Source organism: Novacetimonas hansenii, from assembly GCF_014843995.1.
GTDB lineage: Bacteria > Pseudomonadota > Alphaproteobacteria > Acetobacterales > Acetobacteraceae > Novacetimonas > Novacetimonas hansenii.
Map to the genome: position 1 here is coordinate 1,082,501 of NZ_CP062147.1, position 17,200 is coordinate 1,099,700.

General features: G+C 57.3%; 12 protein-coding genes and 2 rRNA genes (1 of these 14 only partly in view). 9 read left to right on the plus strand and 5 right to left on the minus strand.

Translation table 11 applies throughout. The features are described 5' to 3' along the window. Nucleotides 1-1,840, plus strand: a 23S ribosomal RNA gene (locus IFJ82_RS04650) (it extends 901 nt beyond the left edge of the window). A gap of 102 nt (nucleotides 1,841-1,942) precedes the next feature. After that, nucleotides 1,943-2,058 (plus strand): 5S ribosomal RNA (gene rrf / locus IFJ82_RS04655). A 375-nt stretch (nucleotides 2,059-2,433) separates the two neighbouring features. Here rrf and IFJ82_RS04660 read toward each other — a convergent pair. Next, nucleotides 2,434-3,624, minus strand: a complete 1,191-nt coding sequence (locus IFJ82_RS04660; protein ID WP_003621304.1) for an MFS transporter — start codon at nucleotides 3,622-3,624, stop codon at nucleotides 2,434-2,436. 910 nt (nucleotides 3,625-4,534) lie between these two features. On the opposite strand from IFJ82_RS04660, the gene IFJ82_RS04665 reads away from it, so the two are divergent. The 3 genes from IFJ82_RS04665 to IFJ82_RS15875 all read left to right on the plus strand — a co-directional run bounded on the left by IFJ82_RS04665 (nucleotide 4,535) and on the right by IFJ82_RS15875 (nucleotide 6,834). Then, nucleotides 4,535-6,241 carry an alpha-keto acid decarboxylase family protein gene (locus IFJ82_RS04665; RefSeq protein ID WP_225578781.1) on the plus strand — a complete coding sequence of 569 codons (1,707 nt, stop codon included), beginning with the start codon at nucleotides 4,535-4,537 and terminating at the stop codon, nucleotides 6,239-6,241. Nucleotides 6,242-6,363: 122 nt separating this feature from the next. Beyond that, nucleotides 6,364-6,612 (plus strand): hypothetical protein, encoded by a 249-nt coding sequence (locus IFJ82_RS04670; protein WP_143456069.1) that lies wholly within the window; start codon nucleotides 6,364-6,366, stop codon nucleotides 6,610-6,612. A 90-nt stretch (nucleotides 6,613-6,702) separates the two neighbouring features. Next, on the plus strand, nucleotides 6,703-6,834 hold the full coding sequence (locus tag IFJ82_RS15875) for a hypothetical protein (RefSeq protein WP_003621297.1): 132 nt from the start codon (nucleotides 6,703-6,705) through the stop codon (nucleotides 6,832-6,834). 504 nt (nucleotides 6,835-7,338) lie between these two features. Here IFJ82_RS15875 and IFJ82_RS04675 read toward each other — a convergent pair. Beyond that, nucleotides 7,339-7,743: a DUF4870 family protein gene (locus tag IFJ82_RS04675; protein WP_003621294.1), complete on the minus strand. Its 405-nt coding sequence runs from the start codon at nucleotides 7,741-7,743 to the stop codon at nucleotides 7,339-7,341. 403 nt (nucleotides 7,744-8,146) lie between these two features. Between IFJ82_RS04675 and IFJ82_RS04680 the strand changes: the two genes are divergently transcribed. The 4 genes from IFJ82_RS04680 to IFJ82_RS04695 all read left to right on the plus strand — a co-directional run bounded on the left by IFJ82_RS04680 (nucleotide 8,147) and on the right by IFJ82_RS04695 (nucleotide 13,046). Next, nucleotides 8,147-9,373: an MFS transporter gene (locus IFJ82_RS04680; protein WP_003621292.1), complete on the plus strand. Its 1,227-nt coding sequence runs from the start codon at nucleotides 8,147-8,149 to the stop codon at nucleotides 9,371-9,373. A gap of 45 nt (nucleotides 9,374-9,418) precedes the next feature. Continuing rightward, entirely contained in the window at nucleotides 9,419-10,684 is a 1,266-nt protein-coding gene (locus tag IFJ82_RS04685; RefSeq protein WP_003621291.1) for an acyl-CoA dehydrogenase family protein, read from the plus strand. 221 nt (nucleotides 10,685-10,905) lie between these two features. Next, nucleotides 10,906-11,994, plus strand: a complete 1,089-nt coding sequence (locus IFJ82_RS04690; RefSeq protein ID WP_040512575.1) for an anhydro-N-acetylmuramic acid kinase — start codon at nucleotides 10,906-10,908, stop codon at nucleotides 11,992-11,994. Between the two features lie 38 nt (nucleotides 11,995-12,032). Further along, nucleotides 12,033-13,046: an asparaginase gene (locus IFJ82_RS04695; protein ID WP_192265763.1), complete on the plus strand. Its 1,014-nt coding sequence runs from the start codon at nucleotides 12,033-12,035 to the stop codon at nucleotides 13,044-13,046. 436 nt (nucleotides 13,047-13,482) lie between these two features. Here IFJ82_RS04695 and IFJ82_RS04700 read toward each other — a convergent pair whose 3' ends face one another. From IFJ82_RS04700 to IFJ82_RS04710, 3 genes are all read right to left on the minus strand, one after another. Beyond that, nucleotides 13,483-14,475: a hypothetical protein gene (locus IFJ82_RS04700; RefSeq protein ID WP_408891887.1), complete on the minus strand. Its 993-nt coding sequence runs from the start codon at nucleotides 14,473-14,475 to the stop codon at nucleotides 13,483-13,485. A 347-nt stretch (nucleotides 14,476-14,822) separates the two neighbouring features. Then, on the minus strand, nucleotides 14,823-16,229 hold the full coding sequence (locus IFJ82_RS04705; protein ID WP_003621283.1) for an amino acid permease: 1,407 nt from the start codon (nucleotides 16,227-16,229) through the stop codon (nucleotides 14,823-14,825). Further along, on the minus strand, nucleotides 16,226-17,149 hold the full coding sequence (locus tag IFJ82_RS04710; protein WP_192265765.1) for a GntR family transcriptional regulator: 924 nt from the start codon (nucleotides 17,147-17,149) through the stop codon (nucleotides 16,226-16,228). The genes IFJ82_RS04705 and IFJ82_RS04710 overlap by 4 nt, the downstream gene beginning before the upstream one ends. Nucleotides 17,150-17,200: the final 51 nt, after the last annotated feature.

Genomic DNA, 17,200 nt, shown 5'->3' on the forward strand with positions numbered 1-17,200 from the left:
ACCCGGAAGTATGAGCCAGGCAGACAGACAGTGGGTGCTAAGGTCCATTGTCGAGAGGGAAACAGCCCAGACCACCAGCTAAGGCCCCTAAATCGTGGCTAAGTGGGAAAGGATGTGGGGATTCCAAAACAACCAGGAGGTTGGCTTAGAAGCAGCCATCCTTTAAAGAAAGCGTAATAGCTCACTGGTCTAATAGAAACCCTGCGCCGAAAATGTAACGGGGCTCAAGCCACGTGCCGAAGCTGTGGGTGCATACTTTGTATGCGCGGTAGCGGAGCGTTCCGTAAGTCTGTGAAGGGGACGGGGTGACCCTCCCTGGAGATATCGGAAGTGCGAATGCTGACATGAGTAGCGATAAACAGTGCGAGAAACACTGTCGCCGAAAGTCCAAGGGTTCCTGCGCAAGGTTAATCCGCGCAGGGTGAGCCGGCCCCTAAGGCGAGGGCGAAAGCCGTAGTCGATGGAAACCGGGTGAATATTCCCGGGCCTGCCAGAAGTGACGAATGCAATATGTTGTCGGGTCTTATCGGATTGACCCGGCTTTTGGAGCATTCCAGGAAATAGCTCTGGCATATAGACCGTACCCGAAACCGACACAGGTGGACTGGTAGAGAATACCAAGGCGCTTGAGAGAACGATGCTGAAGGAACTAGGCAAATTACTTGCGTAACTTCGGGATAAGCAAGACCCGTCCGTGGGCAACCACAGGCGGGTGGCACAAACCAGGGGGTAGCGACTGTTTAGTAAAAACACAGGGCTGTGCGAAGTCGAGAGACGACGTATACGGCCTGACGCCTGCCCGGTGCCGGAAGGTTAAGAGGAGGTGTGCAAGCACCGAATTGAAGCCCCGGTAAACGGCGGCCGTAACTATAACGGTCCTAAGGTAGCGAAATTCCTTGTCGGGTAAGTTCCGACCTGCACGAATGGCGTAACGACTTCCCCGCTGTCTCCAGCATCGGCTCAGCGAAATTGAATTCCCCGTGAAGATGCGGGGTACCCGCGGTCAGACGGAAAGACCCTATGAACCTTTACTGCAGCTTTGCAGTGGCATCAGAGACATTCTGTGTAGGATAGGTGGGAGGCTTTGAAACCGGGGCGCCAGTTCCGGTGGAGCCATCCTTGAAATACCACCCTGACTGTTTCTGATGTCTAACCGAGACCAGTAAGCCTGGTCCGGGACCCTGCATGGTGGGCAGTTTGACTGGGGCGGTCGCCTCCCAAAGTGTAACGGAGGCGCGCGATGGTGGGCTCAGGTCGGTCGGACATCGACTGTTGAGTGCAATGGCATAAGCCCGCCTGACTGTGAGAGTGACAGCTCGATCAGAGACGAAAGTCGGCCATAGTGATCCGGTGGTCCCGCGTGGAAGGGCCATCGCTCAACGGATAAAAGGTACTCTAGGGATAACAGGCTGATCTCCCCCAAGAGTCCACATCGACGGGGAGGTTTGGCACCTCGATGTCGGCTCATCACATCCTGGGGCTGGAGCAGGTCCCAAGGGTTCGGCTGTTCGCCGATTAAAGTGGTACGTGAGCTGGGTTTAGAACGTCGTGAGACAGTTCGGTCCCTATCTGCCGTGGGTGTTGGAGACTTGAGAGGATTTGTCCCTAGTACGAGAGGACCGGGATGAACATACCTCTGGTGCACCGGTTGTCGCGCCAGCGGCACAGCCGGGTAGCTAAGTATGGAAGGGATAACCGCTGAAAGCATCTAAGCGGGAAACCCACCTCAAAACAAGGTCTCCCCAAGGGCCGTGATAGACCATCACGTCAATAGGCCAGGTGTGGAAGCGCAGTAATGCGTGCAGCTGACTGGTCCTAATCGCCCAATAGGCTCATTCACACAGCCACTCAACGTGGAAAACATACATGCACAGCAGTCATCCACCCACTCTATCCTCTCAGCACCAACCTCCCACACAGTCCCTCAGGACTGACTGGATGATCTGGTGGCCATGGCGGGACGTGCTCCACCCGATCCCATCCCGAACTCGGACGTGAAAAAACCCAGCGCCTATGATACTGTGCCTTAAGGCACGGGAAAGTCGGTCGCCGCCAGATCTTCCAGTCAGCCCTGAATGAAAAAACCCTTTCCATATTTTATGGAAAGGGTTTTTTTGTTGTGATGGGGAATATTAAAAACCTGTTTGAGAACTCAGCCCCAATAACAAACCAAAATCATAAAGGTTTTTGGTGAAGCTTTTTCTAAAAAGCTTCAGAAGACGACACCTCTTTGAAAAAAGAACGATTTGCTTTCAAACACTCTCTAAGCAAACCGCGTAAAATACGCGTCATGGGCATTACAGAAAAACACCAGAAGATATTGCTCAGGCTGCATAGTGGGTACGGTTTCGGAGTAAATCAGAACATAATCAAAATCATACCCATGTTTTTTTCATAAATGTGCCGAATATTTCAGGGCCTGTCGGGAATATGTCATTCCAAAATAGTCTCTTGCTGGCGTCGTGCCGCCATATGCAGGGTCATAATGAACGCCATCGTGGCACAGAGCCCCCCTACAAGAAAGACTGAGGCATATCCGGTGCGATCCGCCAGCAGGCCAGTCAGCGGTCCTGTCGCGCCATAGGCCAGATCCTGAAATGCGGCAAATCCTCCAAGCGCGGTTCCTCGTAGATGTGGCGGCATGATACGCACCACTTCCACCCCCAGTGCGGGATAAACCATGGAGCAGCCTGCCCCTGTCAAAACCGCTCCGGTCAGTGCCATGACAGGAGAGGGGGCACACCACAGGAGATATTGCCCGACGGCTTCTACCCCCAGTGATACAAGAGCGACCCGTACGCCACCAATCCGGTCCGGCAGGTGCCCGCATAACAGGCGCATGGCAACAAATGCCAAACCAAAACAGCTTAGGCCCAGCCCTGCATACGGCCAGTGTCGATGTATGAAATACACCGAAATGAATGTTCCCAGCGCGGCAAAGCCAACCCCCTGTAACCCCAATGCACATCCCGGCTGCCAGATCCGGCCCAGTATGCGCCAGAACGGTTCGCGCCGTCCTGCATGTACGGGAGGCGCCGTGATTCCTTTGGATATTATCAACCCGATGGCCGGTAAAATGGCGCACCCCATCATAACGCCGCCAAATCCCACCATATGAAAGAGTGCAAGCCCTAATGGAGCTCCCACGGCAAATGCGCCATACATGGCCATACCGGTCCAGGCCATGACTTTTCCGGCGCGTGCATGCCCCATCAGGCCGATGCCCCACCCCAGCATGCCCACGACTGTCAGGCTTTCCCCCACGCCAAGAACCAGTCGTCCCACCATCAGTATAAGGTAGCGGGTCAGGTACGGCAGTATCGGCAGGCCAGCACCCGCGCAGATCACGCCACCAAGGATATACCCTGCCAGGCCCAGCCGCATGCAGGCGCGCCCCCCGCGTCCATCCGCCAGTTGTCCTGCATGGTTACGGCTTATGATGGTGGAGGCAAAGGCAATCCCAACCGCAAGCCCTGCAAGCATATTGCCATATCCGGGCCATTGCGTGACATAGACCGCGATGACCGGCAGCGATAACGCCACGGCCATATATCCAAGGAACAGCGCGACTGTCAGCCGCATCAGCAGGCGGGGGGCATTATCATCAGTGGTGGAAGTATCCATGGGATGCCTGTGATCCTACGAGTGAGGAAAGAAAGCTGAATAAATTCATAGGATGTTTTATGGTATTTCAATAAGGTCGGCAAACGATACCACGCACCTGTGATGGCACTCATTAATGATCGGGAACAATGCCGGACTGTGAACGCAGATTTCAGTCAGACTGTTAATAATTGGGAATATAATAAATATTTTTGGTTTTTAACTATTAATTATTATGCAGATAAATCATAAAGAAGTATTTTTGCTCCTATTGGTAATTGTTATTTTTTATGATGTTTGAATATATTTCAGTATTCATATGACTCGTCTTCATACTGACGGATGCCAAATGAACGAAAATGGGGTCGTTGTACCTGATAGCCCCCCTTCTTGAACGAACGGATTTCAAAGGCATCTCGCCGGCCAGGCGTTCGACGTCCACGGGCGCGTGGATACCATATGTAAGCATGCCGCCCGTGTGGTTATCCCCTAGCGCAAAAAACGCCCCGATAAGCACCAGTTCGTTCAGGTCCTGTTCAAAGCAGGCCATCTCATGAGAACTCCTTTTACACGCTCAAGGAGTTCAAGCGCATCGCCATGCGGAGCGAGCAGGCTGACAGATCTTTTTGTGTCATGATCCATCTCGCGGCCACTTTCATCAATTCACGATAATCTCCAACAGGTTCGGAATAATTTTCAAAAAATGTTTGTTGAAGATTGTTTTAAAAACTTGGAAGGAAATCGAGTTTTCGAAAAAAGATGGCCTCTGAAACCTTCTGTTATTTTCAAATATTTTCTTTGAAGAATGTTTATTTAAATTATTAAATAAATAACCCGCACATATTATTTTTTTATGTAGGCAAAAAGGTTGCGCCGTTCCGTCGAAGGTGATGCTCTCGATACATCACATCTTGAATCATCTGGACAAGGCATGAAAATGACGACGCGTAAATCGGTGGGAACCTATCTGCTTGAACGCCTTATGAAACTGGGGGTTCGGCGGATCTATGGGGTGCCGGGGGATTATAACCTTGAATTCCTCGAACTGATTGAACGGACCGAGGGCATTGCCTTTATCGGGAACTGTAACGAACTCAATGCGGCCTATGCGGCAGATGGTGATGCGCGCCTGTCAGGTATTTCCGCGGTTTTGACCACTTATGGTGTGGGCGATCTCAGCGCCCTGTCCGCCGTTGCCGGGTCCTATGCCGAAGGGGTGGCGGTCATCATGATTTCTGGCGTGCCACCGCAGCATGCCATCACGCAGCGGGCACTTTTGCATCATACGCTGGCTGACGGAAATTATGAAAATGTCATGGCCTGCTATGCCCAGTTCACCGTAGCGCAGGCGCGCTTGCTGCCGCAGGATGCCGCGGGGGAGATTGACCGCGTGCTGGGGGCCGCATGGCGGGAAAAGCGGCCGGTTTATCTGCAACTGCCTTCAGATACTTGCTGTGTCTCGGTTCAGGTTCCGGTCGAACAGGATGTTCCCGCGCCTTGTGGCAGTGATCCGATACAGTTGCAGGCTGCCGTTGCGAACATCATGGAGCGGCTGGCAAAGGCCACACAGCCGGTCTTTTTTCTGGATGCACTGGTGCGGCGCTTTGACCTGCGCGAACGGGTGGGCGAATTGTCCCGGTTGCTGGACATTCCATTTGCCACGCTTGCCACAGGTAAGGGGGCGTTATGTGAAACAAGCCCGAATTATCTGGGTATTTACGGGGGTAAGGCTTCGGCCCCGGAATTATACGAACGTGTACGGACTGCGGACTGTATCATCGGGCTTGGCGTGCGTTTTGTGGATGCGACGTCGGGCTACTTCTCATATGCGTTTGATCCTGACGCCTTTATCAATATCCAGGCCTTTGACACGCGTTGTGGCATGGATACGTTCCTTGGGGTGGTTGTCGCTGATCTGCTCGATGCCATAATCGCGACGATAAAGGACCGTCGCGATGTGCATCCATCATCCGTGGCAGACGCAGCGTCGGGGCAGGTCCCGGTTCCGGTGCCGCTCCCGGTTGGACAGGAGGTTACCTCATGGGGGCAACCCGCGTTCTGGGCACGGATACAGGCATTCCTGCGGCAGGGAGATGTCGTGCTGGCGGATAATGGCACGTCGCTGGTTGCATTGACCCATATGCGCCTGCCGGCGGAATGCCATTTCATCTCCCAACCTGTCTGGGCTGCAATCGGCTATACGCTGCCGGCCTTGCTGGGGTCGCTGAACGCCAGCCCTGACCGGCGGCACCTGCTGTTCATCGGTGACGGTTCGTTCCAGATGACGGCACAGGAATTGTCCAGTGTCCTGCGTGCAGGGCACAAGCCGGTGATTTTTCTGCTTAATAACCGTGGCTATACAATCGAGCGCATGATTTTGGGGGAAACGGCGGCGTATAATGATATCGCCAACTGGGACTATGCGGGCCTGCCGGGGGTGATGGCGCAACAGGATGCGGCGCTATGCCTGCGGGTTAACAGTATGCCGGAACTGGAGGATGCGTTGAAACAGGCGCAGGATCCACAACGCCTGGTCTTTATCGAGCTTGGATTCGGTCCCATGGATGGTCCGGTCGGGATTTCCAACTTTGGTGGCGCGGTGCGTCACTATGACTATGGTGCGTTTGACGGCGGCTGATTTTTGTCCCGTTCTGCAACGGCAGGAGGCAATTTTGCATTGCGCTTCCTGCCGATGTCGCTATCCTATTGAAAAGGGCGGCAATCTGGTTTGCCTGCATATTTTTGCATCGCAGTCTGCGTATGACGCAAAAATATGCATCTTCTACATTCCCAAAATTATCACGAAAACGTGAACATCCTGCTTTAAAAATAGGCAAATCGCTTGTTTTTTGTGCGCCGCAATATGCCGCGATGGGTTGCGGAATGCATATTGCCTTTATTTTCGACATAAATATTCAAATGGTATTTTCGTCTTCTGGTGGCGGATTCAGTCGCATGTTTGTTTTGTGGTCAAATAATAATGACGGATTCCTTATGAAAATGTCATGAAAATAGTTCCCCATTATTTCCCGTTGCGGCGCGTCGGTATTTCGTGTTTTTACCGCGTCACTCGCAACCGAGAAAATGAAGGACAAAAAAATGCTGATCCAGAACCTGAGCATCCTGCTTGCCAATTCCGTTCATGCCATGTCGTCGCTGACGATGGTTTCTTTCCTGCCCATGATTGCTGCGCTGATGATCGCGACCCTGGTTTCCGATCGCGTTGCATAAGGCGGGGGTTTCTGCCCTTTCCTTGACCCTGCCCTGACATCATTGATGCGGGCACCCCTGCGGCGGTTCGGGAGATGTTGCCTTTTGCTGCACGCAGTGTTCGGCAGGCATGATCTCCATCCCTGTAGGTCGCGATCTGGAGATGCCTGAAGGTCTGTAATCGGCCGGATGGAAGACGATCGCTCTCCGGCAATCTGGCATGTAAAGATGCCAGTATTCGCCGGGTATGATGGTTATGGCGATATCATGAAAATGGCTGCGGCGTGTGACAGGTCATCTGAACCGTCCGCACGACTGCCTGCCTGATGTCGGGCGAGGATAGACCCCGCCAAGCCAGATAATAAGAGTCTGGGCACCCTCTTTTTTAAAATCTTTACTTGAGGCTTGCTCAAGAAAGCTGCGCCAAGAAGGCCCTGTTGCCTTAAGATCATCAGTCAGGCTTTTGGGAAACAGGTTTTCCAGCCAGAGGCCGTGTGAGGTCCTGACGTTTTTGGGGCTGGTTATTCAGCTTATGGGTTGGTTGCGGTTGATCGCCTGCATGCCGCGTATGATGCAATATATCGTCCATACCGCCCACCATAGCAGCAGCATGGCCGGAAAAATCACCAATATCAGCCCGATCCCGCCTGTTACAGCGGCGGCCACCATGCTCGACAGATAAAGGATCAGCCCGGCAACTGCATAGAGCAGCCCCTTAAGGAACAGGGTGATCTGGAACTGGAAGTGCGAAGTATAGGGCTGTACGGAACTGTTCTTGTTGATATAGGCCAGTATGATTCCCAGCGCGCTGGTGCCGGGAATGAAAAATCCGATCAGATATAAAATATAGATAATGTTGACCATGGCATTTCCACTTTCCCCGGTAGGGGAGGGCGGTGTGCCCATGCTGTCATGGTGATTGAACGCCATGGCGTGCCTTTCTTGCTGTCACGGCTGTACCGCGGTTGCTTGCTTCAGGTCAGGGTGGGGCCTGCGCCTATCGTAGCATGCCGGGCAGTGGGAATGTGTATGGATGATGCCATGAAATCTTCCTGACGACCCTATGTCAGACAGTCTTGTGTCAGTCCTGTTGTACGGCAAGGTAAGATATTATCGAAACAAATAAAATTATGATATGACAGAAACATGCCATCAGGCCCGTCTTGTGCTGTGGGCATGTCGGTGGGCTGCATCTTTTTCGTGGGGGGTGATGAATATTTCCCATGAAGCCGGATGGGGCTTGCTTCGGTCGGGGACGTGGGTGTATCGGCGGTGCGAAAGACAACCGCAAAGCCGGTTCATTACTTATTTTATTTCCATACAGAGCAGATACATGACCGAAAAACCGACCGTCCAGGCTGTGGGGACGTCCGAGGCCGGGCGTGCGTCCATACATCCCACATGGATATTCTTCATCCTGGCGATGGGGGGATTTGCCATTGGCACCGCCGAATTCGCGGCGATGAGCCTCGTGCCGATGATTTCGCGTGACATGCATGTCACCGTGCCGCAGGCGGGGCATGCGATCATTGCCTATGCGGTGGGTGTGTGTGTCGGTGCGCCGCTGATTGCCCTGCTTGGGGCAAAGGCCAGCCGCAAGCTGATGCTGATTGGCATGACCGCGCTTTATGTGCTGGGCAGCGCATTGACGGCTGTCGCGCCGTCATTTTCATGGCTGCTGCTGTTTCGTTTCATCAGTGGCCTGCCGCACGGGGCCTATTTCGGCACGGCGGGTATTGTCGCCGCCTCCCTTGTCCCTGAACGTCAGCGGACGCAGGCGGTGGCCCGCGTGGTGCTGGGCCTGACGATTGCGACGATTGCGGGGGTGCCGTTGGCGAATGGGCTGGGTCTGCTGCTGGGGTGGCGCTGGGCCTTTGTCCTGATTGCGGCGCTGGCATTTTCCACCATGCTGCTGGTCATCCTGTTTGTTCCGGCCGACCCGGCGCGCCCCGAGGCCAATGCCCTGACGGAACTGCGTGCCATGCGCAGCCGCCAGGTCTGGCTGACATTGGGGATTGGTGTCATCGGGTTTGGCGGCATTTTCTGCGTCTATACCTATCTTGCCTCCATCTTGCAGGAGGTCACGCATGCACAGCCGTTCATGGTCCCGGTCATGCTGGCGGTCTTTGGCGTGGGGATGACGGTGGGGACGATGGCATGCGCATGGGCGGCTGATCGCAAGATGATGCCGACCATCGGTGGAACCCTGCTGGTGAATGCGGCGGCCCTGGCGGGGTTTCCCGGATCAATTCACAGTGTGTGGGGCATGATGCCCATCGTGTTCATGATCGGCTGTGGCGGGGGGCTGGGTACCGTGATCCAGTCGCGGCTGCTTGGTGTCGCGGTGAATGCGCAGGCCCTTGCCGCCGCCATGAACCAGAGTGCCTTCAACCTTGCAAACGCCATTGGTCCCTGGCTTGGCGGTCTTGCGATTGCCGCAGGCTGGGGGTGGGGATCGGTTGGCTGGGTCGGGTGTGCGCTGGCGATGGGGGGATTTACGATGTGGATGCTTTCGCTCAGTGATGAGCGCGCGGCAACCCGGCGCAAGGCTGGTGGCTAGGTTACGCTATTGAACGGTCATGACCATAGCCTGTAACCTTTGGACATGACCTCTTTTTTTCCTGACGGGGTGATGTTGCCACCCCTGCTGGGCGACCTTTTCCCTCCCTATGCCCTTTCACGCGCGGATGCAGCATTGCTGTTGCGGGTGCAGGGGATATTGGATGCCGATATTGCACCGCATGCGGCGGACCATGACCGCAACGGGCGCTATCCGGTGCATGCGGTTTCGTTGCTGAAACAGGCGGGGCTGCTGATGTTGCCGGTTCCGCGTGCCTATGGCGGGATGGGCGCGACACAGGCCCTCTCGTTGGAGGTAATGGTCAGGATCGCGGCGGCCGACCCCGCCGTGGCGCAGATATACAAGGTGCATGACGACCTGGTGCGGGAGATATTTTCCTATGCCACGCCGGCATTCTGTCATCACCTTGCCCAACATATCATGTCGGAACACGCGATCATTGGCATGGCTGTTGCCGAAAATGGGCGCACGGCCGACAGTTTCCTGCAAACACTGGCGATTGGGCAATCCGACGGGCAATGGGTTTTGCGTGGGCGCAAGATCTATGCCACCGGCGCGGCTGGCGCGGACCTGATCGCCATCAGTTCGTTCGATCCACAGGCGGCGCAACATCAGGGCGATCCACGCGCGGGCCTGCGTTTTGATCTTGTGCCGCGTTCGGCGCCGGGCCTGCGTATCCTGCGCGACTGGGACCGGATGGGACAGCGTGCGACGGATTCAGGCACCGTCATCCTCGATGATGTCCGGGTCAGCGCGGCGTCCAATGCCCTTGCACCACAAAGCGTGCTGCCGGTCCATACATCCCTGCGCCATCAGGCGGGGTTCAGCGCGATCCTGGTCGGGATCGGCATCGGTGCGCTGCGGGCCGGATGCGCCTTTGTCGCGCATCACAGCCGCCCGTGGGGCGCGGCGCAGGTCGAACATGCGACGGATGATCCATATGTGCAGCGCATGGTGGGCGAAATGGGGGCGGACCTGTCGGTGGCGTACTGCGCCGTGCGACAATGTGGAGAGCTGCTGGACCTTTATGAACGTGGTGGCCTGTCGCGTGCGGCGCTTGCCATGCCGGTCAGTGCCGCGCGTTCCGTTGCGACACGTGCGGCGTTACGCGCGACATCGGACATCCTTGCCGCGACTGGCGCACGGGGGACTGATGCCCTGCATGGGTTCGACCGGTACTGGCGCGATGCGCGTACATTATCGCTGCATGACCCGGTGGACTGGAAAAATGCGGAAATCGGGCGGCATCTCCTGACGGGCTGGACCCCGGAACCCGGGCCATATCAGTAACGGGGGACCGGGCAGGGTGTTTTTGCTATCATATTGTCATCATAAAGACCTTTCATGAATCCTGCTCCGTCCGTTCTCCTGTCATATAGTGTCGCCGATACGAAGGTGATGGCCCCTTGGGTGTCATTTCGAATATATAACCACCTTGCTGTATAGGCATGGGCCATGATTGCGCGTGACATGGCATGTCCGCACTATGATGGGAAAAAGGATTGATGGGCATGTTGCATGCGATTGGGTTGATGAGTGGCACATCCCTTGACGGGGTTGACGCGGCCCTGATCGAGACGGACGGACACAGGGTCGGTGCCCGTGGGCCGTCGCTTTCGCTGCCTTATGCCCCGGCCCTGCGGGAGCGGATGCGCGATCTGCTGGACCGTGCGCCGAACCTGTCGGCGGATGCGCCCGAAGTGCGCGAGGTGGAACATGCCCTGACCCTGCGCCATGCCGAAGCCGTGCAGGCCCTGCGGGACAAAGCTGGAAACCCGCATGTCGATGTCATCGGGTTTCATGGGCAGACCCTGCTGCATCAACCGCTGGCGCACCGGACATGGCAGGTGGGGGATGCAGACCTGCTGTATCGGGAAACCGGCATTCCGGTTGTCCATGACTTTCGCAGTGCGGATGTCGCGCATGGTGGGGAAGGTGCGCCACTGGCCCCCTTTTACCATGCCGCCCTGCTGCTGGGGCAGGAGCGACCGGTGGCCATCGTCAATATCGGCGGGGTGGCGAATGTGACCCTGCTGGATACGGATGGGCGCGTGCATGCCTGCGATACGGGGCCGGGCAATGCCTTGCTTGATGACTGGGCGCGCCTTCATACCGGCCATCCGTGCGATATTGACGGGCGTCTTGCCAGTGGGGGGCAGGTGGATGCGGATGTGCTGCATGCGCTGCTGTCTGACCCGTTCTTTTCACGACCCGCGCCAAAATCGCTGGACCGGCAATCCTTTCACCGCGCATTGTCGATGGTGTCGCACCTGTCGGCGCAGGATGGGGCGGCGACGCTTGCGGCCTTTACCGTGGCGGGTATTGCCTCCGTTCCCCTGCCACAGACGCCGCGTGCGTGGTACATCTGTGGCGGTGGGGTGCATAACCCGGTCATTATGCGTGGGTTGCGTGAAACCCTGCCTGGTATCGTGGCCCCCGTTTCCGGACTGGGGTGGGACGGTGATGCGTTGGAGGCGGAATGTTTCGGCTTTCTGGCCGTGCGTTCGTTGCTGGGCCTGCCGATCTCTGCGCCTGAAACAACAGGGGTCGGCCATCCGTTGACGGGGGGACGCATTGTCGGCGCGCGTACCCGCGCGTAAGTAAAGCATCCTGCGTTCATAACGGATTGTTCCTTTCCATGCCTGATGCTGCCTCCCTGCCTTTCGTCACGGTCATTTCCACCGGCGGGACAATTGCCCGCCATTCGGATAATCCGTGCGATACCGTTGATTATGCGGAAATCGGGCATGACCTTGGGGGCGGCCACCTGCTGTCGGCGCTGCCTGATGTGGTGCGGGCGCGTTTTCGTGTTCGTGAAATCGCGTTTTCACAAAAAGACAGCAGCCATATGGATATGTCGCAATGGGCTGTGCTTGCGCAATGTATCCGCGACCTGCTGCGTGACAGTCCTGACATGGCGGGCGTGGTGGTGACGCACGGAACCACCACGTTGGAGGAGGCTGCGTTTTTCCTTGACCTTGTTCTGGATGGGGAACGTCCTGTCGTGCTGGTCGGTGCGCAGCGTCCCGCCAGCGCCATCAGTGCGGATGGGCCGGCGAACCTGCATGCGGCACTCCTTGTCGCGGCGAGTGCGCAGGCACGGGGCAAGGGGGTTCTGGTGGTTTCGGATAATGAAATCCATGCCGCCAGCAGCGTGACCAAGGCTTCGACCTATCGCCTGGATACGTTCCGTTCCCCTGATTTCGGCCCGCTTGGCGTGATTGAGGGGGATGTGGTCTGTTTCGCACGCCAGAGTGTTGCGCGCAGGCATATTGACGGCGATGTTCTGGCACGTCTTAGGCATGGCGTGCCGCGTGTGGATATCTGCTACAGCTATTCCGGTGGTGATGGGGCGGCAATCGCGGCGTTCCATGCCGCAGGCGCACGGGGGATCGTGGTGGCCAGCATGCTGCCGGGAATGTGCGCGCCTGCGGAAAATGCACAAATCGACGCGGTGTGCGCACAGGGTGTCGCCATCGTCATGTCCAGTCAGGGATCGTCGGGTGCCACGCTGGCACGCCATGACCTGCGCCAGCGTGGCATCATGGCGGCAGGGCGCCTGCGCCCGCGTCAGGCGCGGATCATGCTGGCATTGTGCCTTGCGCTTGACCTGTCGGTGGTGCGTATACAGGAACTGTTCGATATTCCCTGATGGGAACGGTAAATGCCCGATTGCGAAAGATGGTGTGAATGCGTGGTGGTCTTGGAGACGCTTTGAAAAGCCAGCATCCCACGGTACAATAAAAGTCATTGGCGAGTATTTTTCAAAAATATTTGAAAAAATCTCATGTTATTCAAATTGGTTGCCAGCGTGATGTTTACACGCCGTCTTGTGGATGAAGCGCTTTGTCAACGGCGGAGCAGAAAAATCCGGCAACCGCAGTTTCTGGCATTGAATGGATTTTTCAAAAATCAATCAGGCATATTGAAAGTTTTCTGAAAGCCTGCCTGACCAGCATCGCCTTTCCATAACAAGGTTTCTGGTGATGCTGCGCCCAAAGACATTGCGCAGGCATGGTTTTGTAATATGTGCCCCCAGTGGGGCGCTGGCCCTGATTTTTCAAACGGTCTCTTGCCGGGACCTACCTTCAGAAGACACTGTTAAACGCGAATTGCGGGCACAGGACGCGTGCCGTGTTGTGCCCGGCGAACAGCGCGGACACACCGGCGATGATGCCAAAACGCGGTGACCAGTTATATTCAATGGCCGGGGCGACCATCCAGTCCCCTGACCCGTCGCCGGTGGTGCGTATCAGGCGGCCCTGTGCATTGCGGCCATGGATATACGCCCCATCGGCCCAGTCCCGTGCAAGGTCCATTGCAAGGACCCATTTCTGATTGATGCCATATTCCAGTGAAAATCCGCTTTCGCCATACATGCCGGGATGCGCCGCGCCCCGGAAACCTGACGTCGTGCCGTAACTGCTGGTGTTGGTGATGCGTGCGGCACCCAGCGCGCGGCGCCATGTGCCCCATACCCGCAACCGCAGGGCATGATGACCGGGCAGCACGTAAGTCGATTGTTCCGTCAGGGCAAGACGGAACGTATAGGCCCCACTGCCCACGCCATCCTCGCTGCGGCCAAGGTTGCGGTAATCCCCGGTGGGAAAGGCCACACCGGCAAAGATGCTGAGTGCCGGGATGAGGCGGCGTGGATCAGCGTCAAGGTAGCGCCACATCACATCGACGGGCACATCCCCTATTTTCGCGCCGCTGGTGGTGTCGCCATGCTTTCGCCACCCGTAACTGAGGGTAGGGGTGGTCTGGATGCTGATCGCATTGGTGATGGCGTATTTGTACAGCGTGAAATTCGAAATTTCGTGCATCCCGTCATGGATCGGCTGCCCATGCCCCCCGCTGTCGAGGAATCCCGTCGGTGTGCTGTAGGAGAAATAGGGTTCCCACGCGAAAACCCCCTTCTGCGTCAATGCGCCGGAGGGGGAGATGAGGGAGCCGGTATACCATTGTTCATAGGCAGGGGAGGGCACCTGTGATCCGCCTGCCGAACCATTGCCCGTGCCGGCCGCGTGCAGGGGCAATGCCGGCAGCACACCGCACAGGAGCACAAGGCACGCGCACAGCGCAGGCCGACAGGGGGCACCCGGGCGGGGGCGGCATCCTGCGTGCGGCGTTGGGGCAACTCGGTGGTGTGTCTTTCCATGGCTCGCGCCATGGGACGTGTGGGCAGGCAATAGGCTGACTCGGGTTCGCCGGGCTGGCATTGGAGCCCGTGCGGAAAACAGGGCGGGCATATCCGGGGGGCATGAGGGGGCTGCGGTATTGTGTCGGTTTTACGGCATCATGATCTGTCTTGCCCCGTGCCACATATCCGCGATCCTCCCCGGCATGGCGGGGAGGAAAAGATAAAATACGCAATGGAACAAGAGTTTAAAAAGGTATGGCTGCCATTTGCCCCTGCATGCTGATTTTATTTGCGTCGCAGCATGCACCAGCCCAGCACGAGGATGACGCCAATGACCGGAATGGCCGCGATCGTGCTTGTGCCCGCAGGATAATCGCAGAGCATCAGGAACAGCACACAGCCCAGAAAGCCAAGAGAAAGCCACGCGGTAAGCGGCGCACCGGGCATGGGAAAGCCGGTGGGCGCGATTTCGCCACGGTTGATGGCCTGTCGCAACCTGATCTGGCTGAGCAGGATGAAGCCCCAGGTGCTGATGATGCCGACCGAGGCGAAGTTAAGGACGATTTCAAAGACCTGGCTGGGAACCACGTAATTCAGCACCACCCCCACAAGGTAGATTGCAACCGTCAGCCCGATCCCCGCCGCCGGTACGGAATTACCGTTCATATAGGACAGGAAACGCGGCGCCGTGCCGCCAAGCGACATGGCGCGCAACACACGGCCGGTGGAATACAGGCCGGAATTCAGGCTCGACAGGGCGGCGGTCAGCACGACGATGTTCATGACCGTGTCAATGCCCGGAATGCCCAGCGCCTGAAAAAACGTGACGAACGGGCTGGTGCCCGCATGATATGCCGTCCATGGCAACAGGCAGACCAGCAGGATGACCGAACCGACATAAAACAGGCCAATCCGCCAGATCACGCTGTTGATGCTGCGGGGCAGGAAGGTGCGCACGTCTTCGCATTCGCCTGCGGCAGTACCGATCAGTTCAATGCCGGAATAGGCAAAGACAACCCCCTGCATCAGGATCAGCGCGGGGATCAGCCCATGGGGAAACAGTCCGCCATTTTCCGAAATTAGGTGCAGTCCGGTCCCATGCCCGCCGACAGGCATGCGCAGGCCCAGCACGGCCGCCCCCACGATCAGGAACAGCGACAGCGCCACCACCTTGATAAGGGAGAACCAGAATTCCATTTCCCCGAACCATTTGACGCCGATCATGTTCATACTGGTGACGATACCCAGCGCGCCAAGGGCGAACACCCATTGCGGCACATGTTCGAACGTGCCCCAGAAATGCATGTACAGTGCAACGGCGGTGATATCGACAATGCCCGTCATGGCCCAGTTCAGGAATGACAGCCATCCTGCGACGAAGGAGGCCTTCTCGCCCAGAAATTCGCGCGTGTAGGAGACGAAGCTGCCGCAAGTGGGGCGATACATCACCAGTTCACCCAGGGCGCGCAGGATCAGGAACGAAAAGAACCCGCACACCAGATAGACGATCGCAAGCGACGGGCCTGCGATCTGCAGGCGTGATCCCGCACCCAGAAAGAGGCCGGTGCCGATCGCCCCACCAATGGCGATCATCTGGATCTGACGTTTGCCAAGCCCTTTGTGATATCCTTCATCATCCCCATCCGGCAGGATATGTACGTCGTCTTCGGGGGCGGTTCCGGGAGGGATCATGCGTTTGTTTCCGATTGCCGATATGGGGTGAGGGCAGGGGACGAAAGGTTTTTTTCCCTTGCGATACGATAAAGGACAGGGGCCAGCGCGGCCTTCAGGTCCGGGGGATGATGGCTGTTGCGCGGTGGTGGCGGGGGTGCGGTCGCTGCGATCCGTTCCAGCAGGAGGTCGCGCGCACGGGTCGTATCGCCTGCGCACATCGCCTCCACGATCGCGACATGCGCCGCATACACGATGCGGGCCGCCTGTATCGTGGGCGTCCCGTGCGCAAGGCTTGAACGCGCCATCAGCGAACGCATGGTCTCGGTCATGGCCGGGTTGCAGATCAGGCGTGTCAGGCAGACATGGAAATCCGCCAGCATGAAGCACACATGGCTGATGTCGCCATCCTCCAGCGCGGCCTGCTGCTGCGCCAGGTGATGGCGCACAAAGCCCGCAGCCTGTGCCGACAGGGGAACCGTCAGGTGCAGGATACCCGCCTGAATGATCCGCCGTGCCTCACATGTTGCGTGGATTTCGTCGCATCCCTGTTCGGGGATGAACCATCCGCGCTTTGCCACCACGTTGACAAGCCCGCGTGCCTCCAGCCTGACGAGGGCCTCGCGCACGGTCGCGCGTGACGCCCCGAAGGCGAAGGCAAGTCGCCCCTCGCTCAGGCAGGTACCGGGCACAAGGCGGCGCGCCATGATGGCACGCAGCATAACGCGCTCGATATACACGGGAAAAACTTCGTTCATTGTCCTGGCGTGTTGTTCCGGGTTGCGCTCGAACTTGTCAGACATCTTCATGTCTGACAAGGGGAGCTTTCGATCGGGGGCGGCGTGGGCCGCGACAACAAATTGTGCCCCCCGGTGGGGTACGGTATCGAGACGGGGCCAGCGCGACGCCATCCCCGCCGGGGACGGTTCAGGGCGTGGCATGCGCGACGGCGTGGATCATGGGGTGCGATGGTGGTGCGCGGACTGCTTTTT

Bases quoted from the DNA above. Each gene is read 5' to 3' on its own strand.
- IFJ82_RS04680 (WP_003621292.1), top strand. From the start codon at position 8,147: ATGACCGAAAAACCGACCGTCCAGGCTGTGGGGACGTCCGAGGCCGGG.
- IFJ82_RS04705 (WP_003621283.1), bottom strand. From the start codon at position 16,229: ATGATCCCTCCCGGAACCGCCCCCGAAGACGACGTACATATCCTGCCG.
- IFJ82_RS04695 (WP_192265763.1), top strand. From the start codon at position 12,033: ATGCCTGATGCTGCCTCCCTGCCTTTCGTCACGGTCATTTCCACCGGC.
- IFJ82_RS04685 (WP_003621291.1), top strand. From the start codon at position 9,419: ATGACCTCTTTTTTTCCTGACGGGGTGATGTTGCCACCCCTGCTGGGC.
- IFJ82_RS04710 (WP_192265765.1), bottom strand. From the start codon at position 17,149: ATGCCACGCCCTGAACCGTCCCCGGCGGGGATGGCGTCGCGCTGGCCC.
- IFJ82_RS15875 (WP_003621297.1), top strand. From the start codon at position 6,703: ATGCTGATCCAGAACCTGAGCATCCTGCTTGCCAATTCCGTTCATGCC.
- IFJ82_RS04660 (WP_003621304.1), bottom strand. From the start codon at position 3,624: ATGGATACTTCCACCACTGATGATAATGCCCCCCGCCTGCTGATGCGG.
- IFJ82_RS04665 (WP_225578781.1), top strand. From the start codon at position 4,535: ATGAAAATGACGACGCGTAAATCGGTGGGAACCTATCTGCTTGAACGC.
- IFJ82_RS04690 (WP_040512575.1), top strand. From the start codon at position 10,906: ATGTTGCATGCGATTGGGTTGATGAGTGGCACATCCCTTGACGGGGTT.
- IFJ82_RS04675 (WP_003621294.1), bottom strand. From the start codon at position 7,743: ATGGCGTTCAATCACCATGACAGCATGGGCACACCGCCCTCCCCTACC.
- IFJ82_RS04670 (WP_143456069.1), top strand. From the start codon at position 6,364: ATGACGCAAAAATATGCATCTTCTACATTCCCAAAATTATCACGAAAA.